This is a genomic window from Desmonostoc vinosum (assembly GCF_059505385.1).
The window spans coordinates 38753-63416 of the sequence record NZ_JCACKM010000001.1 but is presented as its reverse complement, the minus strand read 5'-3'; the positions used below and the strand labels follow the sequence as shown (position 1 = coordinate 63416).

The window sequence follows — 24664 nt, the reverse complement described above, 5'->3', positions numbered from 1 at the left end:
CATACTGCAATTGAGTTCGGAGCAGTCAGGGATGAGAATTCATTACTTACAACACGTACCTTTTGAAGGACTTGCTAGTATTGAACAGTGGGCGACAAAGAAAGATTATATTATCTCTGCAACTAAGTTTTATAACGATGAGATTTTACCATCTGTTAATGACCTAGATTGGTTGATAGTAATGGGTGGGCCGATGAATATTTACGACGATGATAAGTATCCCTGGTTAACTTTAGAAAAAAATTTTATTGCAGAGGCAATCAATCAGAATAAAGTAGTTATTGGTATTTGTCTAGGTTCGCAATTAATTGCTGATGTTTTAGGTGCTAAGGTTTACAAAGGTCAGGAAAAAGAAATAGGTTGGTATCCAATTCAAGTGACAACAGAAGCACAAAACTCTCAAGTTTTTGCTTCATTTCCTGAGTCTTTCACTGTGTTTCATTGGCATGGTGATGTTTTTGACTTGCCTACAGGTGCTATACGACTAGCCTATAGTGAAGTATGTGCAAATCAAGCTTTTATTTATGGAGATAGAGTATTAGGTTTACAATTTCATCTTGAATCAACTCAAGACAGCGTTCGTCAAATTATTGAAAATTGCGCTTCGGAATTAGTTGCAGGTAAATATATTCAGAACCCTAAAGAAATGCTGGCACGGGATGATGATTTTAGTAAGATAAATACTGCGATGTGTAAAATTTTAGATTATTTTGCTACTTTATGAAATAAATTATTATTGAGCAGCAAATTCTAAGCAAGCGCTGATATCTGCTTCTGTCAACTCAGGAAAGTCTTCTAGGATTTCAGAGTGAGACATACCTGCTGCTAGCCAACCCAGAACATCGTAAACAGTAGACTTCTTGCAAAAATACTTGAACCGTCAGAGACTCAAGTCTCTGCCTAATAGCAAAAGTCCGTTGAAACGGACTAAAAATACTGTTATTAGTCGGTTTCAACCGACTTGAGTTATCAGCCAGAAAATTTATTTTCTGGCGAGTATCCGACTTTTGCAAGAGGTCTAGTGATTCTCATTCGTCGAATACAGGGTTTACCACCTCGTTTGTCGGGTTCTATAGTAATGATGTCACGATAGCTCATGTTTATTTATAATTTACGTCTGATGTGAATTAGAATACCGTTGATGAATGCAACAATAGCCCTCATCTCCCAACCTCTTCTCCCACACTTGGGAGAAGAGGAGCAATTTCAAAGTCCCTCTCCCAAATTGGGAGAGGGATTTAGGGTGAGGGCAAAGATTTATGACATCAGCAAGACCAATTTTTCCCAACTTAATTCACATTAAACGTAATTTATAAGCTGTATGGTATGTCTCTAAGTCTAGAGTAGCCTAACACTGCGCTGCAACGGTCAAATAAAGTGACTAATCTGACGCGATCGCGCAATTTATTTGATATCAGGAAAAGTGTGGCGTAAAGCTATAATTTGAAGCAGGAAATTAAGGCTATCCGTACTATAATGCGATCGCCAGGCGTGCAAACCATCGTTGTGAGTTTATCTGCGGTGGGTCAGTAACGCTATTTTTTCTACACAAAATGTGCATCTGCAACATTGAATGCTAGCTTAATCGTTTCATGACGATGCAAATTGCCTGATATATGATTTTGAGGCACTCTGGCGATTAAAGTTTGTTCTCCCACTTTCACCCAAATATTATAAGTCCCTATACCATTTAAAACTCGTTCTACTAGCCCTTCAATAATTACTGACCAAGGTTTGTGCTGCATTGCAGAACTTGCATCGCACAGATTGAAAGTATCGCTAGACAAACAACATGCTGTAATTGACTTTTTGATTTCTCCAGGGTAGGAAAATTTGATTCCGTTTGCCAGCTTGATAGAATAACCACGGTTACTCTGTTTTACTTGGCACGGAATAATGTTATCTATACCTACCAGTCTTGCAAGCTGCTCGTTAGCTGGTCGGCGGATGAGGGTTTCTAATTTATCATCTTGTACAATACAGCCGTCGAATAAAGCGATCGCCCTTTCCGCAAAACGTAGTATATCTGTAAAATTATGACTGATTAATATTACCGATGCTCCTGTTACTTCTGCCCATTGTCTAATTTTCTCTATCATCTCGGTACGTATTCCCAGATCCAAAGAGGCAGAAGGCTCATCCAAAAGCAGCAGTTCTGGATCGGTTACTAACGCACGAGCAATACAAACACGTTTCGCCTCCCCACCCGACAATGAATGAACTGAACGATTTGCTAGATGTTCACAGCTAAAATCAGCAAGTGTAGTATGTACTTTGTGCTTAATCTCTTTTGCTGATGTCCCACGAAACATTAATGCTCTAGCTACATTATTAAATACAGTGTCATTTAACAGTAACTTCTCCTGAAATACCAAAGCAGAACGACGACGTAAGAGTGTTTGATTGGCATTGCATACATCCTGTCCAAATAATTGCATTTTGCCTTGATAAGGATGCAATAAATTAATTGTCCTTAACAGCGTGCTTTTGCCAGCACCATTTGGGCCAAGCACCGCTACAAGTTCCCCAGGACGTAGTGCAAAGTTTTCAATATTAAGAATATTTTTACGTGCTTTGCTACCTACGGTAACTTGCTGCATATTTAGGACATATTCGTTCATAGAGACCTCCAAAAACGCACATTTATAAGGAAGCAACTAGAGTTTACTAGACTTGTTATGTTGCAAGATGGTCAGCAACACAATCACGCTGTATGCGACTATCAATAAAATTAATGAAATTGCGATCGCCACATCATAATTACCTTTGCCCACCTCCATCACAATCGCTGTAGTCAAGACTCTAGTCTGTCCTTTGATATTGCCGCCTACCATCATCGATGCGCCAACTTCTGAGATAACACGACCAAAACCGGCAATCACAGCAGCCATTAACCCTAACCGTGCTTCCTTAATCAGCAACAAATTTGCTTGCCAGCTCGTCGCTCCCATTGATAAAAGTTGCCAGCGCAGTTTTGGATCGATACTGAGAATTGCTGCAAAACTTAAGCTAGCTACAATCGGCAGAGCAATAATTGCTTGGGCTACAATCATCGCTATGGGCGTATACATTAACTCAAGGTTTCCCAGTGGCCCATATCGCCATAAACATAGGCTCACCCCTAAACCTACTACCACTGGTGGCAATCCCATACCAAAGTTAACTAAGCTAGTTAACACCTGCTTGAGCGAGAAGTCTTTTAAAGCTAGCCATAATCCTAATGGTATACCCAGTGCCACACTCATAGCTGTAGCAGTTCCAGACACTATGAGCGTCAGCGCCATCACTTGAAAAACATCGCGCTCACCACTAGCTAAGAGTTCAATAGCTTTCATCATTCCTTTTAAAATCCGTAATCTTTTTCGGTCTTACCACCATCAACAAAAAACAGTGGTTGTCCGAACTTGTCTTTTCCATGAGCTGCAATCAGCGCTTGTCCTTCAGAGGACAAAAGGAAATCACTAAAGGCTTTAGCTCCTATAGTGTTGACTCTGGAAAATTTCTGGGGATTGACTTCCATAACATGGTAAAGATTTAGCAGTTTACGGTCTCCTTCCACCAGTACAGGCAAAGACAGGTTTTTCTTTTGAAATATATATGTCGCCCGATCTGCTAAGGTATATCCCAGTTTTTCATTAGCGACTTGCAAGGTTTGCCCCATCCCCGCACCTGTTTGCTGATACCAAGCGCCAGTTGGTGTGATACTAGCTTGTTTCCATAAACTATTCTCCAATTTATGAGTTCCTGAGTCATCGCCCCGTGATACAAATAACGCTTGGTTTTTGGCAATCAGACTGAAGGCTTCTACAGCATCCTTTTTCCCTTGAATCTTTGCCTGATCAGCAGTCGGCCCGACAATAATGAAGTCATTGTGCATCACTAACCGCCGATTAATTACTGCACCGTCCTGCAACACTTTTTGTTCGGCTTTGGGCGAATTTACAAACAGTACATCAACTTCACCTTTTTCAGCCAGAGCCAAAGCCTGTCCAGTACCAACAGAAATGGTTTTCAGCTTGTATCCTGTTTTCTTTTCAATTACAGGAACTAAATCATCCAAGAGGCCGCTATCTTCTATGCTGGTTGTCATCGCCACTATCACATCTTTCTTCGCTGGGGCTTGTCCAGTAGTTGCCTCTAGCTTGACTGGGTTACTACTACAGCCGACATAAAGAAGTACCAACCAACTTACTAAAAATGCACCCATCATCCTCTGAACCATAAAACCTCTCGGTATCTGATGCAACCTTGAAATGTTGTATGTCTAGTGGGTTGAATTTTGAGGAACTAAACTCAGGAATTATTCAACAAACTATTTGCTACGACTGATGTCATAACAGTTGAGAATTTTTAATTGTGTTTACGAAGTGACTCCTATGGAGTATCGCCCTTTACCGCTCCCTTGGGAGCATTACATCATTGACTTCAGGTGATTGCAAATATGCATATCTAGCTTTATAAGGCTGTATTCCTTTACTTGCCAGATTTTTGTTTTTGCAAGAAGTCTAGTAATTTCAGATTTTTATCCCTCTTGCAGCAAGTATACCATACACATTGCCAAAATAATTGCTTAGAATAAAAAGTTTTTCCTTGTATTTTCTGAGAAATAGTGTATTTATATATACAGAAAATTTTCTACTTTTATATAAATGATGAAAGATTTTAGTACTCGTGCCACATATTAATCATTAGATTTTTATTAGCGATCGCAATTGATAGTCTTGAAATAAGTTATCTTTGTAACAACGTATTAGGCTTAGGTATGCCAACCCTAGCTTCCTCAAACCCTCCAAAAGTTCAGCAAAATGAAGCTTTTTACGAAAAGATTTTTAGTGAATTAACTTACAATCGAGACAATCGCAATCCTCCTGATAATCGAAGACGGGCGCAGTTCAAAATTGGATGGGAAAATGTAACTCCACAGCGAAGACTTTATACTAACGAAACCCTGAATGCAGTTCTTACGTGGAACAATTTGGGTTATCGCTTTGGAGCAAAGTTAGGACATGGATCTGAATCAAAAATCAATAAAGTCTATGACTTTCTCGCTCAATGATACTTGATGAAAGGCGCTGAATTAAGTTCTAAAAACACTGCTAGGTTTTTTCCTGATGAAGTAGATTCAACGGTAATATTTTGTGAAGGTACAGTACGCCAAGTTTTGATCGCAATAGAGTAAAAAATGAGTTACCCCGTTTATGATAAAGCCATGCTAACTTGATAATGGGAATGCTGAATATTACCTGCATTTCAATGAGAACATATTTTTCAAAAAAGGTAAATTAAAATGGCATTTAGTAATTATAAAAGTATTAGTGCAGTCATTAAAAAATTTCAAATTAAGTATGTGCAGTCTAATTTTATGTTAGAAGTAAACTTTCCCATTCAACAATCTTTTAAAGAAGAGATAGATTTGCTATTTCTAGATGGAGTTATTGATAATTCTGAAGATGCTATTTGTGAAAATCTTATCTATCCAGTATTGAAAGAAGTATGGAAACATTACCGAAGTAAATTAACACTTTGGAGTCATGAAATATTAGCTTACGATGAAGATTTGTCAGGGATTCCAGATTATACAGTGGCACAAAGAAATCCTCTAGGAACGATTGTTTTTGATAAACCTTATTTTTTAACAGTTGAAGCTAAACAAGACAAATTTGAAGAAGGTTGGGGTCAGTGTTTAGCTGAAATGATTGCAGTACAGCGAATTAACGATGATTTTGTTAGCGATGTTTTTGGAATTGTTTCTAACGGGAAAATATGGCAATTTGGAAAGTTGATTGCTGATGTATTTACTCGGAATAAAAATTTATATGTGATTCAAGACTTAGAGAAATTGTTTGCTGCGGTGAATTATATTTTTCAACAATGTGAATTAAAAATACAAAAGTATTGAAGAAGAATCTGACTATTGAATAAGCGATAATGGTTAGTAACTCAATGGTTGGAGTACTTTTGTGATGACCGAATTACTTGAAAAAGCGATCGCCCAATTGAAAACTTTACCTGCTGACGAGCAGGACGCGTAGGCGTAGCCCGCCGCAGGCATCGCTGCTCGTCTCCTTGCTAAATCGAGGATGAGCAGACATGGAAAGCTCAGTGTAGGGAATTTTAAAGGTTAAGCACAGTCCGTTATACTGCTCGGCTATGGATGCATAAAACCAATGAGTCATTGTGAGATACGAGATTATTTTTTCACCCGAAGCTGAAGAAGATATCGCTGCCCTGAAAGCTAGCGATCGCGCAAAAGCCTTGGATGCAATTGAGACATTTCTGAGATACGAACCAGAAAAAACGAGCAAGAGCCGGATCAAGCGCCTTCAAAAGATGCAAAAACCTCAATATCGGTTGCGGATTGATGACCTGCGAGCCTTCTACGATGTGAGTTACACTGATGATGGAGATGGCGCAGTAGAAGTCCTTCGGATTCGAGAGAAATCGGAGGCAATGAGGTGGTTAGCCGAGTTTGGTAGGAAAGAGGAATGAAGCAAGTCTCAATTGATGAAGTCAAGAATGACCTGTCAGGTTATTTACAAATTGCCGAGAGGGAAAGCGTGATTATTACCCGTGATGGACAACCTGTAGGCATTTTGATTGGGTTAGAGGATGCGGAAGATTGGTGGGAAGAACTAATGCTGTGCAATCCGCGTTTTGAAGCAGAGATTGCTCAAGCTCGTCAAAGTTTGAAAGAGGGAAAAGGCATAAGCATTGAAGAGATAAAGGCTAAATACGCAGTATAACAACCGTGTTCTAAAAAAGCTGATTTCCTACTCACGCTTTTTTAGGGCTAATCTCAAACGCCGATTCAGAATTTTCCTCTGCTAATGCCTTTGCTAAAACATCAGCAGCTTCAAAAGAATCATATAAACCTTGACTAGACACCCTACCTTGAGTGTCTAATGGAACTAAACCCGATTCCTTCAACAATTCAGCTAAGCTGTTCCACATATAACTTGCATAATTAGGGCGGGCAAGATGCCCACACCACAAGAGTTTTATTTAATTTGATTATGTAATTTTAGATGTTTTTTAGCTTACCAGGAAATTTAATAGCAAGAGCTTGTCAGAGTGAGATAATTCTTGAAGCAGAGGTAAAAGTTCAGCTAGAGGCATAAATTATTTGATGAATTTGTGTTGCATCTATATTTAGAGTCTTTTTTAGCATAGTTGCGATCGCCTTCATTTAAAGCCTTCATTTAAAAAGGCTATGAGCCGGATGATAAAGCTTTCAGTAATTGGGTAAGCGATAATGGTTAGTACCTCTTTGGTAGGAGTACTTTTGCAATGACCGAATTACTCGAAAAAGCGATCGCCCAATTGAAAACTTTACCTGCTGACGAGCAGGATGCGATCGCAGTTCGTCTCCTTGGAGAGATGGAGGATGAGCAGACATGGAAAGCTCAGTTTGAATCTACCACGGACGAGCAGTGGGATCGGATAGCCCAGATCGTAAGGCAGGAAATTGCTGCTGGTGATATCACACCTCTAGATGAGGTTTTTCCCTTACTCAAGAAACTTTCGCCAGAGCGATTACAAGTGCTTGCTGATTTTGCGGCTTATTTAGCAAATGCTGAAAGCGAAGCTGCAACCCAAGAACTTTTGGCAATTCCTGGATTGCTAGAGCGAGTTAAGCACTCATCAGCAACCCCTAAAACCCTTTACACACCCTGGAGAAACCTTCGCTCTGATGTATGAAGTTGTTCTCCATCCCGATGCCCAAAAAGTTTATATCAATGCTGACAAAGCTTTAGCAAAAAAATTGCCCGATGTTTGCAGCAGTTAGAGCAAACTCCCCAGTTCCACCCTCATATCAAAGCCCTCAAGGGAGATTATGCAGGGTACTATCGCTACCAAATCGGAGATTACAGGGTCATTTATTCGATAGACGATGAACTAGTGCAGGTATTTGTGATAGCGATCGCACATCGCAGTGAGGCGTATGAACCGTGAGGTTATCTGCGGCAAGGTAAGCGGAACATGTTGTATGTCTTAGCGGGGCGACCGTGGTAATCTTAATGATGATTCAGTTTTGGTGATGTTAACCAGGAACTTGCTACCTCGATATCCGCAGTGTAAGATTGCAATTTTGAATGAGGTGTTGGTTGAGTGGGAGAGTTAGCGATTTTAGTCGCCAAATTAGTGCTGTTGTTAACAGTTTTTGCTTCTTCCACAGCTTCTCGACCTGTAATCAACCTAGAGCGACGACTACGAGTGATATAGTTCCATGCCCATTGAAATACTACTAGTAATTTAGTATCAAACTCGATTAAGAAGTAGATATGAACGACTAACCAAAATATCCAAGCAAGGAAACCTTGGAGTTTGATGAAGCTTAAATCTACAACAGCTAAATTTTTGCCAATCATTGCCAAACTGCCTACGTCATTGTAACGAAATCGTGGTAGCGTTTGACTTTGAAGGCGTTTTTGAATGAGTTTAGCTGCATACTCTCCTTGTTGTTTGGCTACGGGTGCAACACCAGGTAAGGGTTTTCCATCTTGATGAGAGAAGTTGCCTAAATCTCCGATAACAAAGATGTTTTTATAACCCTTAATCGTCAAGTCTGGTTCTACAATCACACGTCCAGAGCGATCGCACTCTACACCTGTGCGGTTTGCTAGAACTTGCCCCATAGAGGAACCTTTCACACCTGCTGCCCATAATATAGTTTTTGAGGCAATTTCTTGAACTTGATCGCCTTGCTTGAAAGTAACGATATCATTTTCAATATTCGTCACCCTGGTATTTGTGTTGACTACCACACCCAACGTTTGCAAGGATACTTTTCCTACTTCTGATAACTGTGGAGCCATATGAGGGAGGATGCGATCGCCCCCTTGCAATAACAAAATCTGAGTTTCTGAGGTGTTGATGTTGCGGAAATCTTCTTTGAGAGTTTTATGTGCCAATTCTGCGATCGCACCCGCTAATTCTACACCTGTAGGGCCACCACCGACGATTACAAAGGTCAACCAAGCACGGCGTAGTTCGGGATCGGTTTCTTTTTCTGCCGCTTCAAATGCCGAAAATATCCGGCGACGCATTTCTACCGCATCTTCAACTGTTTTCAAGCCAGGAGCCAATGGTCTCCAGTTATCCTTACCAAAATAGGAATGGTTAGCACCTGTGGCAATAACTAATGTATCGTAGGGTATTGTTCTATCACCGAGAATAACTTCTTGGGTTTCTGGATCGATATCATTTACTTCTCCCAACAACACTTGAGTATTTTTGCTTTTCCTGAATACAACTCGTAATGGTGAGGAGATATCAGCAGGTGATAGCGTACCTGTCGCAACTTGATATAAAAGCGGCTGAAATAAATGAAAGTTACGTTTATCGATGAGAGTAACATTGACATTCGCTTTGTTGAGAGTCTTTGCTGTATAAAGTCCACCAAAGCCTCCACCAATGATTACAACCTGATGTGGTGCATTCTTCTCTAGTGAAACTACCATAAAAAATATTTCCCTGTGTTAAGAGACTTGTAACTTTTCTTAACAAAGATGTAGCAGAATTATGATCTTCGTTGCTGTTTATTTAGAACAATTGAAAAATACTGAAAGTAGGCTAGTTATACCAATTCTCTAAAATTTGGCATATAGATTATACCAATTCTCTAAAATTCGGCTACACATTCAAAATCCGAAACCCATATTAAATAAGAGTTTCTTAATTACGAACTACGTTAGCGCAGCGGTAGCGAGTCCTCGATAGCGAAGCGTTAGCGACGCAGGAGCGTCGCGTCATTACGAATTACGAACTACGAATTACGAATTAGTATTAGACCTCTTGTATAAATCTTTTGGCAAAGTTTCCCCAGTGGGGGATTGCGTGTGTGGATGGAGCGCTGGTGAAGTGGGATGAGTAGCGATCGCTCCTAAGTAGGACTTGCTGAATTCTGCTTTTTGAATTTTGAATTGTTTTGTTATTAAACACATCTGCAAAAATTGATTGCGTAAATTCACTAATTTACTGAGGTAAGAAAAGTAAGAAAAGTGGGATATTTTATAGTAAACATTGACTATGCTGTTGATATCCTGTAATCTCGTATACTGCAAGTCTCTAAAAGTAACACTTTTTACTTTTATATAAAACAAGAACCGTAAAAGTCCCTAAGAAGTTTAGATTAGCAAAGTATTTATGAGAACTGAGGTGCGATCGCAATTCACATCTCGCTCGCACCTTTGTTTGAGCAGTGGATGTATGAGTTTATGGGCAGACGAAAAAGCCAGCTTATACATAAGTTAACTTGAGGCGATCGCCTTGGACACAAAGCAGGTGAAGTCAAAGAGCGGCAAACTTGGCTTCACCAGTTCTAACCCAGTCTCGAATCAAGAGTTACTTTTTACTACCAAATATTTACCAAAGGAAACCAATCATTATGGCTCTCAGATCTCAAAACAACAGCAATAACCCCTTCAATGGCACTTCATCTGAGAATATTGACATCAGAGCGGAAAACCTGATCGTCATTGACCCAAATGTTGATAACTATCAGCAGCTAATTGCAGGTGCAGTATCAAAAGCAGTAATCTTAGTACTCGACTCATCAAGTGATGGTGTCAGCCAAATTGCCGCAGCATTAGCTAAATGTTCGCACCTAAGCGCTGTTCACATCGTTTGCCACGGCTCACCGGGTAACTTATATCTAGGTAATTCCCACTTGGGACTAGATAATTTAGAACATTATGCCCAGCAGCTAAGAACTTGGTTTTCCTCTACTTTGGGTGTGCATTTGCTCCTCTATGGCTGTAACGTGGCAGCAGGCGATGCGGGAGCAGAATTTATTCAAAGATTGCACGAACTTACAGGCGCAGAAATTATGGCTTCTGCCAAGCTCACGGGTAGCCAACTCAAGGGAGGCGATTGGCAACTAGAAATCGCCACTGGGGAAATGACTAATGCTAGAGCATTTTCCCCCCAAGTCATGGACACTTATACTGGAGTTTTTGCTGAACCAGACGATACTCTGCTCCAAGCAAATGCTACAGGAATCAACGGTGTCGGAACTTTCCTCGGCAGTGGTATCATTGGCGACGATCCTACCGATGTTGATTTATACGAAGTTCAACTCAACGTTGGAGAGCTTCTCAACATCGATATTGATGCACGAGCGATTGGTTCCGGCCTCGATTCATACGTGCGGCTGTTCGATTCAGCAGGAAATGAAATTGTCAAAAATGATGACATAGACAGTCGTGACTCTGGGCTAGACTTCTATGCTCGCACTGCTGGTACTTACTACGTTGGCGTGAGTAGCTCCAAGAACACAAGCTACAATCCATCGGTTGCGGGCAGTGGTAGTGTTACTGAGACTAACACTGGCATTTACAACATCAAGCTTAATGTTAGTCTTCCTAACTTTCGTCCTGAACCGAACGACATCCTCTCCCAAGCAATCGACACGGGAATCAATGGAGGGGGAACCTTTTCCAATCGTGGCTTCATCGGCGATAATTTGAATATTGATGCCAAAAAAGATGTTGACTTATACAAAGTTCAACTCAACGCTGGAGATGTCCTCACAGTTGGGATTGATGCACGATCGATTGATTCTGCTCTAGATTCATACCTACGGGTGTTAGACGCAGCAGGCGAGCGAATCAAACGCAACGATGACTTGTTGGGGAGTGACTCTGGGTTGAGCTTCTTTGCCCGTGCTGCTGGCACTTATTACATTGGCGTGAGCGATTTTAGCAACAATGACTACAGCGCAGAAACCGAGGGTAGCGGCAGTGGTGGCAAAACAGGCATTTACAACGTGAAGTTTGATGTTAAGGCAACTAACTTCGTTGAACCTAATGACATTCTCTCGCAAGCGATCGATACGGGAATCAATGGAGGGGGAAGTTTTTCTAGCAACGGCTTTATCGGCGACAATTTAAACATTGACGCTGGAAAAGATGTGGACTTATATAAAGTCCAACTGAATGCAGGAGACTTTGTTACTTTTAGCATTACTGCCCAGTCAATTGGTTCCGACCTTGATTCTTACCTGCGGCTGTTCGACTCAGCAGGCAATGAAATCAAACGCAACAATGACTTTGATGGGGATGATTCCTTAATTTCCTTTACTCCTACCGCCACTGGCACTTACTACATTGGTGTGAGTGATACTGATAATCAGGACTACGATCCATCGGTTGCCGATAGCGGTAGTGATGGCGACACTGGTGCCTACACTCTGGATATTCAATATAATGTCGGGTTTTCTGCTACCTTGGCCACCGCTCCTGGTGATGGTGGCTTTAAGGTCAAGCTTGACCCCTATGGCAGTTTCGGCTCTACCACTAGTTCAGCTGTTTCTAGTGATGCTACTTACGATCCTGTGGGTGAGCTAAAAGCAGGCGATACTATTTATGCCTCTGCTGTGGCTATTCGCATTGGTGATACAGGCAAACGAGATGCCTTATCTTTTGAAGATGAGATTTTGAATGAGACACCTGCACTCACCAATGCTATTTATACTGCCATCAACCCGACCGACGCTCAGAGTAAGTTTACTTACAAAGGTTTAAACTTCGCTCTCGATCAAAGGGTCAGTGACCAGTTTACTTCTGGCACACGCACAGGTGGTCAACTCATCCAGACTTACACCATCACTAACCCAGGTTCCACAGCCGTTAATTTAGAACTGATTCGCTATCTAGATGGTGACTTGGAGTTTGATGGTAGCGATAATGATGCAGGTGGTCTTTTGAGCCAGGATGGCAAGCAAATTTTATTTGAGACCGATTCTGGGAGTAGCTCAACCACACCCAGCACTTTTGTTGGCATTACAGCACTAGGGGGAAATTCGCTGCCTGGTAGCTATGAAATCAGTAGATTTTCCTTGTTACGTGAGCAAATCTACGAGGGTGAGTCCTTAAGGAACTATATCACTGGTGATAGCGATGGTGACCAATTTGTCGACTCCGCTCCCTACGATATCACCCTAGCTCTAGGCAGAGGTTTTGTGATTAATCCTGGTGCCTCAGTCACCTACACAACCACCACAATTTTCGGCGATGGACAGCCGATACAGGTTTCTACCAACACTGCTCCTGTGGCTGTTAATGACACTGCTACTACTAATCAAAATAGACCTGTAAATATTAATGTCCTCGCTAACGACAGCGATGCTGACGGAAATCCCCTCAGCTTCAGTATTGCTACCAACCCCACTAACGGCACGGCTGTAGTTAACAATAACGGCACTCCTGGAAACTTGAGCGATGATTTCGTTGTTTATACCCCCAATACTAACTACAACGGTACTGATTCCTTCACCTACAACCTTAGTGATGGTCAGGGTGGAACTACCACTGGTACGGTAAATTTGACTATCGAGGCCAACAAACCGCCAACTGTTGCCAATGCGATTCCTGATAAAGTTACCACAGAAAACAGTGTCTTCAACTTCACTTTTGATGCCAACACCTTTAATGATCTCGATGCAGGCGATACATTAACTTACACTGCCACTCTTGACAACGGCAATCCTTTACCCTCATGGCTAACCTTCAACGCCAACACCCGCACCTTCAGTGGCACACCAAAAGCCGCCAATGTCGGTAACATCAACGTCAAAGTTACTGCCAAGGACACAGCTAATGCCAGTGTCAGCGATATCTTTAATTTGAGTATCACTCCCCTTAACTTAACGGGAACTCCCAATGCCGATACTCTAAAAGGCACAGCTAGCAACAATATTATTGATGGCAAAGCTAGTAACGATACCCTTACAGGTGGTGGTGGAAGAGACACCTTTATTATTCGCCCTGGCGATGGCACTGACACCATCACCGACTTTGGCGGTGTTGGCAAAGGTACAAATCCCAATGCAACAGTAATCGCCAATATTGACACGCTGCAATTTACTGGTACTGGCTTAAGTGCTAAAAATCTGCTACTAACTGCAAATGGCAACAATCTAGAAGTCACTTTTGATAATGTTGCCAACACCAAAGTCATAGTGCAAAACTTCAAGCTGGAAAACCTAGATAATCTGCCCGCATCAGGTAGTAGACCGGCTTTAGCCAATATCCTGTTTGATGGACAAACCAGCCCCAGCGACAGTTTTGATGTCTTCGATGCTAACTTTAATGCTAGCGGCATCTTCCAAAAGAATGCGGTGACGTTCCTCAATGACCTGAATAACAACACCTCTGGTTTTGACAATTCCAATGATGTAATTAACGCTCAAGGCGGTAATGACAGAATCGATGGCAAGAGTGGCAACGATCATCTGCGTGGCGAAGCAGGCAATGATACTCTCATCGGTGGTGCGGGGAATGATACTCTCGCTGGTGGTGCGGGGAATGACGTGCTAACAGGTGGAACTGGTGCTGATAGATTCCTTTTCAACACTAATGCTACTTTCACTCAGTCTGGTGTTGGTATCGATAAAATTACTGACTTCAAGCGTTCTGAAGGTGACAAGATTGTTTTGGATAAAACCACTTTCAGTGTCCTTAGTTCTAATCCCGGAAATGGTTTCAGTAGTGCAGGTGATTTTAAGAGTATTGGTTTTGACTTGTTCCAATTGACTATTTTGGAGGGCATTAGCAGTGCCAAGATTGTCTACGATGCTGTGAATGGACGCTTGTTCTATAACGAAAATGGTACTGCGCCTGGTTTTGGCACTGGTGGTCAGTTTGCCACTCTCGATGGCAAGCCAAGTTTAACTGCTAGCGATTTTATGATTCAAGCGTAATTCGCGCGCCAACTATATATTAAATGGCGATCGCTTCAACTGCATCTGTAAAAGGGGCGATCGTTATTTTATATGTGTTACTCGACTCAAATGCAGAGTCAAACACCAATTAAAAAACCAAGAGTTAGAAGGTTAACAAAAGAACAAAAGAAATCTCATCGAGAACTCAATCGATTAAGAATCACTGTTGAACACGTAAATCGTCGTCTAAAAATCTTGAAAATCTGGAATTATAGATGCAGTTAATTAGCGGTGTAGTGGTGGTAGATTGCCGTAGTGGACAACAAATTGGACTTTTTGAATTTACCAGTGGAGTACAGGAACTATGTGAAGTGCAATTTCTCCCCGGAAAAATGCGCCCCACCATTCTCAATACCGAGATGGAAGCAGTGCGCGATGCCTTTACCGCACCGGATGCCTATTGGCTACATCCAGAATCTTTAATGGATGAATTTCAACCTCAAAACTCACTTTGGAGAAACAAACAATGCCAGTAATACCAGTCGGTTCAGAATTCCAAGTCAATAGCTTCACCACTGATAGGCAAGCAGATCACGCAATCACAGTGGACGCCAAGGGCAACTTTGTGATCACTTGGGAGAGTTCCGGTCAGGATGGCAGTAGTGAAGGAATCTACGCCCAACGCTACAACGCGGATGGCACCACAAATGGCGGCGAATTTCAGGTCAATTCTTTCACTACCGGCAGTCAAGATGACGTTACTGTGGCGGTGGACGCCAAGGGCAACTTTGTGATCACTTGGGAGAGTTCCGGTCAGGATGGCAGTGCTGATGGAATCTACGCCCAGCGCTATAACGCGGATGGCACCCCCAATGGCGGCGAATTTCAGGTCAATTCTTTCACTACCGACTTTCAAAGAGACCCTGTTGTGGCAGTGGACGCCAACGGCAACTTTGTGATCGTTTGGGAGAGTATCGGTCAGGATGGCGATCTCAATGGGGTTTACGCCCAGCGCTATAACGCTGATGGCACCACCAATGGGGGCGAATTTCAGGTCAATTCTTTCACTACTAGCACTCAACAAAACCCTACTGTGGCAGTGGACGCCAACGGCAACTTTGTGATCGTTTGGGACAGTTCTGGTCAGGATGGCAGTCTTGAAGGAATCTACGCCCAGCGCTACAATGCCGATGGCACCACCAATGGCGGCGAATTTCAGGTCAATACTTTCACTACTGGCAGTCAAAGTACCCCTGCTGTGGCAGTGGACGCCAACGGCAACTTTGTCATCGCTTGGCAGAGTACTGATCAGGATGGCAGTAGTGATGGGATCTACGCCCAACGCTACAACGCGGATGGCACTACCAATGGGGGCGAATTTCAGGTCAATACTTTCACTACCTCCTCTCAAGCAGACCCTGCTGTGGCGGTGGACGCCAACGGCAACTTTGTCATCGCTTGGGAGAGTAACGGTCAGGATGGCGATCTCAATGGGGTTTACGCCCAGCGCTATAACGCTGATGGTACCCCAGATAGCGGTGAATTCCTGGTTAATACCTACACCACCAACAATCAAGACGATCCCGTTGTGGGAGTGGACGCTAACGGCAACTTTGTCATCGCTTGGGAGAGTACCGATCAGGACGGCAGTAGTGATGGAATCTACGCCCAGCGGTTCGCGTCAGTCAACTTGACAGGCACTCCCAATGCCGATACCCTCACAGGCACATCGATCAACAATATAATTGATGGCAAAGCTAGTAACGATACCCTTACAGGTGGCGGTGGAAGAGACACCTTTATTATTCGCCCTGGCGATGGCACTGACACCGTCACCGACTTTGGCGGTGTTGGCAAAGGTACAAATCCCAATGCAACAGTAATCGCCAATATTGACACGCTGCAATTTACTGGTACTGGCTTAAGTGCTAAAAATCTGCTACTAACTGCAAATGGCAACAATCTAGAAGTCACTTTTGATAATGTTGCCAACACCAAAGTCATAGTGCAAAACTTCAAGCTGGAAAACCTAGATAATCTGCCCGCATCAGGTAGTAGACCGGCTTTAGCCAATATCCTGTTTGATGGACAAACCAGCCCCAGCGACAGTTTTGATGTCTTCGATGCTAACTTTAATGCTAGCGGCATCTTCCAAAAGAATGCGGTGACGTTCCTCAATGACCTGAATAACAACACCTCTGGTTTTGACAATTCCAATGATGTAATTAACGCTCAAGGCGGTAATGACAGAATCGATGGCAAGAGTGGCAACGATCATCTGCGTGGCGAAGCAGGCAATGATACTCTCATCGGTGGTGCGGGGAATGATACTCTCGCTGGTGGTGCGGGGAATGACGTGCTAACAGGTGGAACTGGTGCTGATAGATTCCTTTTCAACACTAATGCTACTTTCACTCAGTCTGGTGTTGGTATCGATAAAATTACTGACTTCAAGCGTTCTGAAGGTGACAAGATTGTTTTGGATAAAACCACTTTCAGTGTCCTTAGTTCTAATCCCGGAAATGGTTTCAGTAGTGCAGGTGATTTTAAGAGTATTGGTTTTGACTTGTTCCAATTGACTATTTTGGAGGGCATTAGCAGTGCCAAGATTGTCTACGATGCTGTGAATGGACGCTTGTTCTATAACGAAAATGGTACTGCGCCTGGTTTTGGCACTGGTGGTCAGTTTGCCACTCTCGATGGCAAGCCAAGTTTAACTGCTAGCGATTTTATGATTCAAGCGTAATTCGCGCGCCAACTATATATTAAATGGCGATCGCTTTAATTGCATCTGTAAAAGGGGCATCTTCTACAACTCCAACTTTGGATAATGCAGACAACATCAGCAAATTCTACCCCAGCGTTAAAAATTGCCGCTAGTCAACAGTTTTCCTTGTGGCTAGCACAGGAGAATCTAAGTCTTGCTTGCACCACCTACCAAACCAACCGCCTTTTTTTCGTCAGTAGCCAAGCACAAGGACATCTGAAAGTACACGAAAGACTATTCGACAAACCGATGGGACTATATGCAGCAGGCAGTAGCCTCTACATGAGTAGCCGTTACCAACTTTGGCATTTCGAGAATCTTTTAGAGGCAGGAGAAAAGTATGGGGAATGCGATCGCCTCTATGTCCCCCGTACCGCCTACTTTACAGGAGATATCAATGTCCATGATGTTGTCCTGGAAGATGCACATAATCTAATTTTTGTCAATACCGATTTTAGCTGTCTGGCGACGCTCAGTCCCGATTACAGTTTTGTTCCCCTGTGGCAACCGCCGTTTATTTCTAAGCTGGTGGCTGAAGATCGCTGTCATCTCAATGGTTTGGCGTTAGTGGAGGGAAAACCCGCTTATGTCACCGCTTGCAGTAGTACCGATACGGCGGCGGGTTGGCGGCACTGTCGCTCAGATGGAGGAGTGGTTATCGATGTTCCCAATAACGAGATCGTCGTGAGTGGTTTATCGATGCCCCATTCACCCCGTTGGTACAAGGGGAAGTTGTGGCTACTCAATTCCGGAACGGGAGAACTGGGATATATTGAGGGCGGTCAATTTGTCCCCATCGCTTTCTGTCCAGGATTTGTCAGGGGTTTGGCGTTTTGGGGGGATGTGGCACTGGTGGGATTGTCCAAACTCAGAGCGCGGACGTTTAGCGGATTAGTCTTAGAGGAACGGTTAGCCAAGCAGGGAAATGTCCCTCAATGTGGACTAATGGCAATTTCGCTGACGACGGGAGAAGTGCTGCACTGGCTTCAGTTAGAAGGGGTGGTCGAGGAATTATTTGATGTGGTGGTGCTGCCGGGAGTGCGCCGTCCCCAAGCTTTGGGATTGCAAAGTGATGAAATCGAGCGTCTGGTGACGTTTCCCGGTTCGGAGGGCATTGTGATTACCAAACCCACCGCCGAACGCCCCAGTCAGGGAGCTAAAGCACCTGTGGCTGGATTGCCCAAATTGAGGGAGATTACCCCTTCGGCGATTAAATATCAGCGTGTGTACCATCTCAACCCAGGAAATTTGCTGCCTTATGATGCTTTGACCTTTCCCCGTCTGAGCCAACGCTGGCTAACTCAACCGCAACGGGGAGAATTGCTCGGACTTTCCGCATCGCTAGACGGGGAAATCGTCGGTTTTGCTATAGCCGAACTCTTAGATAATGGCGTAGCCGAACTGATTTCGTTTTTAGTGTTGCCGGAGTGCCGAAATCGAGGCATCGGCACCCGCACACTCCAAGCCTTAGAAGTCGAATTGATGAAAAACGGATGCCAGCGAGTACAGGTGAGCTATCCGAAGGACGACTTCACCAATCTTGCCCTCGTGCCATTACTACGCAAGTTGAACTGGCAATGGGAGCAACTCAACCAAGCTGTAGAAACAGCTTTCAAACACATATCTAAAAAAGGAGAAAACCAACCATGACTGACCCAAACTTTTTATCCCCTGTGACTAACCCTTTCGGACTCTCCGATGTGGGGACTATTGCCACGCCCACCCTGGCTGATATCGATGGGGATGGGGATCTCGATGCTTTCGTCGGGGAACGTTTCGGCAATACGCGGTTCTACCGCAATACGGGAACGGCGACGGCTCCGGTTTTCAGCCAACAGGCGGGGAACTTCGGACTCACGAATGTGGGGGGTTCTGCCTCGCCCACCTTCGCCGACATCGATGGGGATGGGGATCTCGATGCTTTCGTCGGGGAACGTTTCGGCAATACGCGGTTCTACCGCAATACGGGAACGGCGACGGCTCCGGTTTTCAGCCAACAAGCGGGGAACTTCGGACTCACGGATGTGGGTTTAAATGCCACGCCCACGTTGGCCGACATCGATGGGGATGGGGATCTCGATGCAATAGTCGGGAATAATGACGGCAATCCGGTGTTCTACCGCAATACGGGAACGGCGACGGCTCCGGTTTTCAGCCAAGAGGCGGGGAACTTCGGACTCACGGATGTGGGATATTCTGCCGCGCCCACGTTTGCCGATATCGATGGGGATGGGGATCTCGATGCAATAGTCGGGAATTTTGACGGCAATACGGTGTTCTACCGCAATACGGGAACGGTCACGGCTCCGGTTTTCAGCCAAGAGGCGGGGAACTTCGGACTCACGGATGTGGGATATTCTGCCGCGCCCACGTTTGCCGATATCGATGGCGATGGGGATCTCGATGCTTTCGTCGGGAATAATGACGGCAATATCCTGTTCTTCGAGAACACTCCCGTTGTGTCTAACCAACCCCCCGTTGCCAATGATGACACCGCAACCACGGATGAAGATACCCCGGTTAACATCAGCGTCCTCACTAACGATAGCGATGCCGATTCAGACCCCTTAAGCATCGAGAGCTTTACCAATGCCAGCAACGGAACCGTTACCCTCAACGATAACGCCACTCCAGCAAATACAACCGATGACTTTTTGGTTTATACTCCCAATGCCAACTTTAACGGCACAGACTCGTTTACTTATACCATTGCTGATGGAAATGGAAACACTAGCACCGCTACCGTCAATCTCACAATTAACCCAGTTAACGATGCACCTGTCGCTGTGAACGACAGTGCCAGCACCAATGAAGATACCCCGGTTAACATCAGCGTCCTCACTAACGATAGCGATGCCGATTCAGACCCCTTAAGCATCGAGAGCTTTACCAATGCCAGCAACGGAACCGTTACCCTCAACGATAACGCCACTCCAGCAAATACAACCGATGACTTTTTGGTTTATACTCCCAATGCCAACTTTAACGGCACAGACTCGTTTACTTATACCATTGCTGATGGAAATGGAGGCACTAGCACCGCCACCGTCAATCTCACAATTAACCCAGTTAACGATGCACCAACCCTAGCCAACGCCCTGCCCGACAAAACTACAACAGAAAATAGTGCCTTCAACTTCACTTTTGCTGCCAACACCTTTGCTGATATCGATGCTGGCGACACTTTAACTTACACTGCCACCCTTGACAACGGCAATCCTTTACCCTCATGGCTAACCTTCAACGCCAACACCCGCACCTTCAGTGGCACACCAAAAGCCGCCAATGTCGGTAACATCAACGTCAAAGTTACTGCCAAGGACACAGCTAATGCCAGTGTCAGCGATATCTTTAATTTGAGTATCACTCCCCTTAACTTAACGGGAACTCCCAATGCCGATACTCTAAAAGGCACAGCTAGCAACAATATTATTGATGGCAAAGCTAGTAACGATACCCTTACAGGTGGTGGTGGAAGAGACACCTTTATTATTCGCCCTGGCGATGGCACTGACACCATCACCGACTTTGGCGGTGTTGGCAAAGGTACAAATCCCAATGCAACAGTAATCGCCAATATTGACACGCTGCAATTTACTGGTACTGGCTTAAGTGCTAAAAATCTGCTACTAACTGCAAATGGCAACAATCTAGAAGTCACTTTTGATAATGTTGCCAACACCAAAGTCATAGTGCAAAACTTCAAGCTGGAAAACCTAGATAATCTGCCCGCATCAGGTAGTAGACCGGCTTTAGCCAATATCCTGTTTGATGGACAAACCAGCCCCAGCGACAGTTTTGATGTCTTCGATGCTAACTTTAATGCTAGCGGCATCTTCCAAAAGAATGCGGTGACGTTCCTCAATGACCTGAATAACAACACCTCTGGTTTTGACAATTCCAATGATGTAATTAACGCTCAAGGCGGTAATGACAGAATCGATGGCAAGAGTGGCAACGATCATCTGCGTGGCGAAGCAGGCAATGATACTCTCATCGGTGGTGCGGGGAATGATACTCTCGCTGGTGGTGCGGGGAATGACGTGCTAACAGGTGGAACTGGTGCTGATAGATTCCTTTTCAACACTAATGCTACTTTCACTCAGTCTGGTGTTGGTATCGATAAAATTACTGACTTCAAGCGTTCTGAAGGTGACAAGATTGTTTTGGATAAAACCACTTTCAGTGTCCTTAGTTCTAATCCCGGAAATGGTTTCAGTAGTGCAGGTGATTTTAAGAGTATTGGTTTTGACTTGTTCCAATTGACTATTTTGGAGGGCATTAGCAGTGCCAAGATTGTCTACGATGCTGTGAATGGACGCTTGTTCTATAACGAAAATGGTACTGCGCCTGGTTTTGGCACTGGTGGTCAGTTTGCCACTCTCGATGGCAAGCCAAGTTTAACTGCTAGCGATTTTATGATTCAAGCGTAAATCTCAATCTACTGACTCCTAAAACTGTGTTGTATAAAAACATAGTTTTAGGAGTTGGTAACCCAGATTCCGCAGGTGCGCTCAGAAAATGCTGTATTTTTGAAAATGACCTAGAGTATTCATCAGTTGGTGTACGGTAGCCAGCGTTAACACCAGGAATTGCGATCGCAGCGTCACCAGTAGTCAATAGACAAGCTGCTTTTTTGACGCCTTCGACAATTGTAATCGTTACATAGACAAACTCTGCTGCAACTGATTCTGAGAAAGTGGCATACATCAATGATGAAACTACTCCTAGCTTCAAACGTAGAGTAGCTAGTGCTTTACAAGCTGGCGGTGAAACTGCAATTGAAGAATTTTTAGATAATCCTTATATCAATGTTGGTAAAGCAATTGTTAAAGGTTGGATTAAGCCTGAATAGGGGTGTGAAGATGGCAACGCATAACAATCCTGTTGGAGCGGATAGCTTCAAGATATTAATAGTAATACAAAAGTTACTGGCTACCGCTCAACAGAAACGTTAGACCGCAGAGTTATCCGTTTGGGTACAACCGGGAAGCTGATAATTAGGCGAAATCACTAAAAAAGATATTAAAGTTCTGCTAGATCAACTTTCCGTCGATTATCCAAGTGATAGTCCTAGAGTTCTGGTTGCTAAAGCTGTGGATGAAGTTGAGAAAAGTCCTGAGCTAAAATCCCGAATTCTGCGGGGAATGAAAGCAGGAAGCTTCGCAGCTTTGGAAAAGATGATTGATCACCCTGTCGCTAAATTCTTTATTGAAGGTGCAAAAGAAGTTTTGAAGCCCTAAATGCATCATTGCAGGGTCGCGGTTTAACATAGTCCTTGAGCCAGACAGTTGTAAAATGGGAAGACCTCAAGCCTATTCCATATGAGCGAAACGGTCTACATCGAAACCAGCATCTTGGGCTATCTCACATCCAGATCAACCAAAAACCTAATCTTGGCTGCAAACATGGAGATCACAAAAGACTGGTGGGAATCTCGTCGAAGCGCCTTCACTCTTTATGCTTCTGAGGCTGTTTTAGAGGAAGTGGCACAGGGAGATCCAACGATCGCTGCTCAAAGGCTGGAGATGCTGCGCGATTTTTCATTGTTGTCATTAAACCAGGATGTGCAGAGTCTAGCTGCACAACTTCTGCTCCGAAGCAATTTGCCTTCAAAAGCGAGGGTTGATGCGATTCACATCGCTGCTGCTACCGTCCACGGCATGGATTATCTGCTAACTTGGAATTGTAAGCATATTGCTAACGCTCAAATCCAGGGAAAGCTAGCAGAAATTAGTCTCGACTTCGGCTATGTGCTGCCTGTTCTCTGCACCCCAAACGAACTGATGGGAGATTAGGTCATGTGGCAAGATGAGATTGTAGAAGAGATTCACCAAATTCGCGAAGCATACGCAAAGTCATTGAATTATGACCTGGACGCAATATTTGAAGACTTACGCAAGAAGGAAGCTGAAAGTGGCAAAGAAGTTGTGAGCTTGTCGCGAAAGCACGGTCTAACAACACGTTGGAGCGGACGAGCGAGAGATTTTGGTGAGGATGCAAAGGATACTAGCCGCCGCTCAACTTAGCCGTTAGCCTGCTAGTTTTTGGTGGAGACCTTGCTAGAGCGTTACCTGTGAGGTATTCCAGGTTAAATAGTCCTATAAGATCTGGTTAAGCTGTAAATGTGTACTATAATTTGCTCCTAGACGCTCGTGCGTTAGTAGAGGTCAGCAGGGGTGGTTAGTTCCAATCAAATTCTCAAGACAACCCAATTATCTTTAGAAGTTGTGGCAACGCCACAATTGATGAGACGGCAAGAACTGAAGCCTTTAACAGAAGGATTTCAACTGCAATATGAACATCCTCATGGAAAACTGTATCAGGGTAATTCAATCGACTGGCTCAAATCCCTTGAGGTTCAGAGCGTTGATCTAATTTTTGCTGATCCACCATATAACATTAAAAAAGCTGATTGGGATGATTTTGAGAATCAGGAGCAGTACATTGAATGGTCGCTTCAATGGATTAGTCAATCCTCTCGTATTCTAAAACCAACAGGTTCTCTCTACATTTGTGGTTTTTCCGAAATCCTGGCTGATCTCAAACATCCAGCATCAAGATATTTTAGAAGTTGCCGTTGGCTAATTTGGCATTACAAAAACAAAGCAAATTTAGGTAGTAACTGGGGACGCTCTCATGAAAGCATTATTCATTTTCGCAAATCTGATGGGATCAAATTAAATATTGATGATGTAAGAATTCCTTATGGTGCACATACGTTGAAATATCCTTCACATCCACAAGCAGAAACAAGTGCTTATGGGAAAGGATCATCAAAGAAGCGCGATAACTGGACACCCAATCCAAAAGGTGCAAAGCCTAAAGATGTAATAGAAATTCCTACTACTTGTAATGGCATGGGTGAGACAACACCTCATCCTACACAAAAGCCTGAAGAACTATTGAGGAAATTTGTCCTTGCATCCTCTAAAGAAGGAGATTTGATTGTTGATCCATTTTCAGGCTCAGGAACAACCATAGTAGTTGCAGAACAACTAAATCGACGTTGGATGGGGTGTGACTTCAATATTGAGTACAATGATTGGGCATCCAAACGTATAGAGAATGTTCGTCGCATGACCAAAGAAGAATGGATTGCCTTTGATCGTAGAAACGCGGCAAGAAGAGAATTTATACGATGAGTTTGGCGACTTTAGTTGGTCATGCAGCTGAACATCGTGCAGGTAAGACGCAAGAGTTAGATCCAGAAACATCGTAAAATGTTTGCCGAT

Annotated in this window: 24 protein-coding genes and 3 pseudogenes; 18 read left to right on the top strand and 9 right to left on the bottom strand. The window is 43.7% G+C overall.

All coding sequences use genetic code 11. The annotated features are described in order from the left end of the window. Positions 1–31 precede the first annotated feature (31 nt). The gene (locus tag AC5JMF_RS00325) at positions 32–724 is read left to right on the top strand and encodes a type 1 glutamine amidotransferase (protein WP_495793724.1); all 693 of its coding nucleotides are present in this window, start codon (positions 32–34) and stop codon (positions 722–724) included. A 9-nt stretch (positions 725–733) separates the two neighbouring features. Here AC5JMF_RS00325 and AC5JMF_RS00320 read toward each other — a convergent pair. The 6 genes and pseudogenes from AC5JMF_RS00320 to AC5JMF_RS00295 all read right to left on the bottom strand — a co-directional run. Beyond that, a pseudogene (locus AC5JMF_RS00320) lies at positions 734–853 on the bottom strand (DUF433 domain-containing protein); the annotation flags it as partial. Then, positions 804–1013 carry a hypothetical protein gene (locus AC5JMF_RS00315; RefSeq protein ID WP_495793723.1) on the bottom strand — a complete coding sequence of 70 codons (210 nt, stop codon included), beginning with the start codon at positions 1011–1013 and terminating at the stop codon, positions 804–806. The pseudogene AC5JMF_RS00320 and the gene AC5JMF_RS00315, both read right to left, overlap by 50 nt. Before the next feature lie 10 nt (positions 1014–1023). Continuing rightward, positions 1024–1098: pseudogene (locus AC5JMF_RS00310) on the bottom strand (DUF433 domain-containing protein); the annotation flags it as partial. Positions 1099–1544: 446 nt separating this feature from the next. Continuing rightward, positions 1545–2621, bottom strand: coding sequence for an energy-coupling factor ABC transporter ATP-binding protein (locus tag AC5JMF_RS00305; RefSeq protein ID WP_495793722.1), 1077 nt, complete (start codon positions 2619–2621; stop codon positions 1545–1547). A gap of 36 nt (positions 2622–2657) precedes the next feature. Beyond that, the gene (locus AC5JMF_RS00300; RefSeq protein WP_495793721.1) at positions 2658–3338 is read right to left on the bottom strand and encodes an ABC transporter permease; all 681 of its coding nucleotides are present in this window, start codon (positions 3336–3338) and stop codon (positions 2658–2660) included. 5 nt (positions 3339–3343) lie between these two features. Further along, on the bottom strand, positions 3344–4222 hold the full coding sequence (locus tag AC5JMF_RS00295) for an ABC transporter substrate-binding protein (protein WP_495793720.1): 879 nt from the start codon (positions 4220–4222) through the stop codon (positions 3344–3346). A 540-nt stretch (positions 4223–4762) separates the two neighbouring features. Between AC5JMF_RS00295 and AC5JMF_RS00290 the strand changes: the two genes are divergently transcribed. The 4 genes from AC5JMF_RS00290 (at position 4763) to AC5JMF_RS00275 (ending at position 6743) form a co-directional block, all read left to right on the top strand. Further along, complete coding sequence (locus AC5JMF_RS00290) at positions 4763–5056, top strand: hypothetical protein (RefSeq protein ID WP_495793719.1); 294 nt, start codon at positions 4763–4765, stop codon at positions 5054–5056. A gap of 231 nt (positions 5057–5287) precedes the next feature. Next, positions 5288–5899: a hypothetical protein gene (locus AC5JMF_RS00285; protein WP_495793718.1), complete on the top strand. Its 612-nt coding sequence runs from the start codon at positions 5288–5290 to the stop codon at positions 5897–5899. Between the two features lie 278 nt (positions 5900–6177). Continuing rightward, complete coding sequence (locus AC5JMF_RS00280; protein WP_495793717.1) at positions 6178–6489, top strand: type II toxin-antitoxin system RelE family toxin; 312 nt, start codon at positions 6178–6180, stop codon at positions 6487–6489. Next, on the top strand, positions 6486–6743 hold the full coding sequence (locus AC5JMF_RS00275; RefSeq protein ID WP_495793716.1) for a type II toxin-antitoxin system Phd/YefM family antitoxin: 258 nt from the start codon (positions 6486–6488) through the stop codon (positions 6741–6743). Before AC5JMF_RS00280 ends, AC5JMF_RS00275 begins: the two co-directional genes overlap by 4 nt. 31 nt (positions 6744–6774) lie before the next feature. Here AC5JMF_RS00275 and AC5JMF_RS00270 read toward each other — a convergent pair whose 3' ends face one another. After that, positions 6775–6951 (bottom strand): hypothetical protein, encoded by a 177-nt coding sequence (locus AC5JMF_RS00270; RefSeq protein WP_495793715.1) that lies wholly within the window; start codon positions 6949–6951, stop codon positions 6775–6777. Positions 6952–7287: 336 nt separating this feature from the next. Here AC5JMF_RS00270 and AC5JMF_RS00265 point away from each other — a divergent pair, with 336 nt between their 5' ends. Both AC5JMF_RS00265 and AC5JMF_RS00260 read left to right on the top strand, forming a co-directional pair. Further along, positions 7288–7698 carry a hypothetical protein gene (locus tag AC5JMF_RS00265; protein WP_495793714.1) on the top strand — a complete coding sequence of 137 codons (411 nt, stop codon included), beginning with the start codon at positions 7288–7290 and terminating at the stop codon, positions 7696–7698. 75 nt (positions 7699–7773) lie between these two features. Beyond that, entirely contained in the window at positions 7774–7953 is a 180-nt protein-coding gene (locus tag AC5JMF_RS00260; RefSeq protein WP_495793713.1) for a type II toxin-antitoxin system RelE family toxin, read from the top strand. Positions 7954–8015: 62 nt separating this feature from the next. On the opposite strand, the gene AC5JMF_RS00255 is transcribed toward AC5JMF_RS00260, so the two are convergent. After that, positions 8016–9461 (bottom strand): NAD(P)/FAD-dependent oxidoreductase, encoded by a 1446-nt coding sequence (locus tag AC5JMF_RS00255; protein WP_495793712.1) that lies wholly within the window; start codon positions 9459–9461, stop codon positions 8016–8018. Positions 9462–10387: 926 nt separating this feature from the next. Here AC5JMF_RS00255 and AC5JMF_RS00250 point away from each other — a divergent pair. The 6 genes and pseudogenes from AC5JMF_RS00250 to AC5JMF_RS00225 all read left to right on the top strand — a co-directional run bounded on the left by AC5JMF_RS00250 (position 10388) and on the right by AC5JMF_RS00225 (position 21862). Beyond that, positions 10388–14701, top strand: coding sequence for a DUF4347 domain-containing protein (locus AC5JMF_RS00250; protein WP_495793711.1), 4314 nt, complete (start codon positions 10388–10390; stop codon positions 14699–14701). 96 nt (positions 14702–14797) lie between these two features. After that, positions 14798–14935, top strand: a pseudogene (locus AC5JMF_RS00245) (IS5/IS1182 family transposase); the annotation flags it as partial. A gap of 2 nt (positions 14936–14937) precedes the next feature. Then, positions 14938–15198: a hypothetical protein gene (locus AC5JMF_RS00240; RefSeq protein WP_495793710.1), complete on the top strand. Its 261-nt coding sequence runs from the start codon at positions 14938–14940 to the stop codon at positions 15196–15198. Continuing rightward, positions 15189–17408, top strand: coding sequence for a hypothetical protein (locus AC5JMF_RS00235; RefSeq protein ID WP_495793709.1), 2220 nt, complete (start codon positions 15189–15191; stop codon positions 17406–17408). Before AC5JMF_RS00240 ends, AC5JMF_RS00235 begins: the two co-directional genes overlap by 10 nt. Positions 17409–17492: 84 nt before the next feature. After that, a complete protein-coding gene (locus tag AC5JMF_RS00230) occupies positions 17493–19079 on the top strand; it encodes a TIGR03032 family protein (protein ID WP_495793708.1) in 1587 nt (528 codons plus the stop codon). Beyond that, positions 19076–21862, top strand: coding sequence for an Ig-like domain-containing protein (locus tag AC5JMF_RS00225; protein ID WP_495793707.1), 2787 nt, complete (start codon positions 19076–19078; stop codon positions 21860–21862). The genes AC5JMF_RS00230 and AC5JMF_RS00225 overlap by 4 nt, the downstream gene beginning before the upstream one ends. On the opposite strand, the gene AC5JMF_RS00220 is transcribed toward AC5JMF_RS00225, so the two are convergent. Then, positions 21846–22139: a DUF3854 domain-containing protein gene (locus AC5JMF_RS00220; RefSeq protein WP_495793706.1), complete on the bottom strand. Its 294-nt coding sequence runs from the start codon at positions 22137–22139 to the stop codon at positions 21846–21848. The genes AC5JMF_RS00225 and AC5JMF_RS00220 overlap by 17 nt on opposite strands. On the opposite strand from AC5JMF_RS00220, the gene AC5JMF_RS00215 reads away from it, so the two are divergent. From AC5JMF_RS00215 to AC5JMF_RS00195, 5 genes are all read left to right on the top strand, one after another. Then, entirely contained in the window at positions 22129–22284 is a 156-nt protein-coding gene (locus AC5JMF_RS00215) for a hypothetical protein (protein ID WP_495793705.1), read from the top strand. The two genes, AC5JMF_RS00220 and AC5JMF_RS00215, sit on opposite strands and share 11 nt — an antisense overlap. 241 nt (positions 22285–22525) lie before the next feature. Further along, the gene (locus tag AC5JMF_RS00210) at positions 22526–22672 is read left to right on the top strand and encodes a hypothetical protein (RefSeq protein ID WP_495793704.1); all 147 of its coding nucleotides are present in this window, start codon (positions 22526–22528) and stop codon (positions 22670–22672) included. An 81-nt stretch (positions 22673–22753) separates the two neighbouring features. After that, entirely contained in the window at positions 22754–23227 is a 474-nt protein-coding gene (locus AC5JMF_RS00205; protein WP_495793703.1) for a type II toxin-antitoxin system VapC family toxin, read from the top strand. A gap of 3 nt (positions 23228–23230) precedes the next feature. Further along, positions 23231–23458, top strand: a complete 228-nt coding sequence (locus AC5JMF_RS00200) for a hypothetical protein (protein WP_495793702.1) — start codon at positions 23231–23233, stop codon at positions 23456–23458. A gap of 150 nt (positions 23459–23608) precedes the next feature. Continuing rightward, complete coding sequence (locus AC5JMF_RS00195) at positions 23609–24574, top strand: DNA-methyltransferase (RefSeq protein WP_495793701.1); 966 nt, start codon at positions 23609–23611, stop codon at positions 24572–24574. Positions 24575–24664 lie beyond the last annotated feature (90 nt).

Excerpts from the sequence above, each read along its gene's own strand:
- AC5JMF_RS00325 (WP_495793724.1), top strand. The coding sequence starts at position 32 with ATGAGAATTCATTACTTACAACACGTACCTTTTGAAGGACTTGCTAGT.
- AC5JMF_RS00305 (WP_495793722.1), bottom strand. The coding sequence starts at position 2,621 with ATGAACGAATATGTCCTAAATATGCAGCAAGTTACCGTAGGTAGCAAA.
- AC5JMF_RS00300 (WP_495793721.1), bottom strand. The coding sequence starts at position 3,338 with ATGATGAAAGCTATTGAACTCTTAGCTAGTGGTGAGCGCGATGTTTTT.
- AC5JMF_RS00295 (WP_495793720.1), bottom strand. The coding sequence starts at position 4,222 with ATGGTTCAGAGGATGATGGGTGCATTTTTAGTAAGTTGGTTGGTACTT.
- AC5JMF_RS00290 (WP_495793719.1), top strand. The coding sequence starts at position 4,763 with ATGCCAACCCTAGCTTCCTCAAACCCTCCAAAAGTTCAGCAAAATGAA.
- AC5JMF_RS00285 (WP_495793718.1), top strand. The coding sequence starts at position 5,288 with ATGGCATTTAGTAATTATAAAAGTATTAGTGCAGTCATTAAAAAATTT.
- AC5JMF_RS00275 (WP_495793716.1), top strand. The coding sequence starts at position 6,486 with ATGAAGCAAGTCTCAATTGATGAAGTCAAGAATGACCTGTCAGGTTAT.
- AC5JMF_RS00270 (WP_495793715.1), bottom strand. The coding sequence starts at position 6,951 with ATGTGGAACAGCTTAGCTGAATTGTTGAAGGAATCGGGTTTAGTTCCA.
- AC5JMF_RS00265 (WP_495793714.1), top strand. The coding sequence starts at position 7,288 with ATGACCGAATTACTCGAAAAAGCGATCGCCCAATTGAAAACTTTACCT.
- AC5JMF_RS00255 (WP_495793712.1), bottom strand. The coding sequence starts at position 9,461 with ATGGTAGTTTCACTAGAGAAGAATGCACCACATCAGGTTGTAATCATT.
- AC5JMF_RS00250 (WP_495793711.1), top strand. The coding sequence starts at position 10,388 with ATGGCTCTCAGATCTCAAAACAACAGCAATAACCCCTTCAATGGCACT.
- AC5JMF_RS00240 (WP_495793710.1), top strand. The coding sequence starts at position 14,938 with ATGCAGTTAATTAGCGGTGTAGTGGTGGTAGATTGCCGTAGTGGACAA.
- AC5JMF_RS00235 (WP_495793709.1), top strand. The coding sequence starts at position 15,189 with ATGCCAGTAATACCAGTCGGTTCAGAATTCCAAGTCAATAGCTTCACC.
- AC5JMF_RS00230 (WP_495793708.1), top strand. The coding sequence starts at position 17,493 with ATGCAGACAACATCAGCAAATTCTACCCCAGCGTTAAAAATTGCCGCT.
- AC5JMF_RS00225 (WP_495793707.1), top strand. The coding sequence starts at position 19,076 with ATGACTGACCCAAACTTTTTATCCCCTGTGACTAACCCTTTCGGACTC.
- AC5JMF_RS00220 (WP_495793706.1), bottom strand. The coding sequence starts at position 22,139 with ATGTATGCCACTTTCTCAGAATCAGTTGCAGCAGAGTTTGTCTATGTA.
- AC5JMF_RS00205 (WP_495793703.1), top strand. The coding sequence starts at position 22,754 with ATGAGCGAAACGGTCTACATCGAAACCAGCATCTTGGGCTATCTCACA.
- AC5JMF_RS00200 (WP_495793702.1), top strand. The coding sequence starts at position 23,231 with ATGTGGCAAGATGAGATTGTAGAAGAGATTCACCAAATTCGCGAAGCA.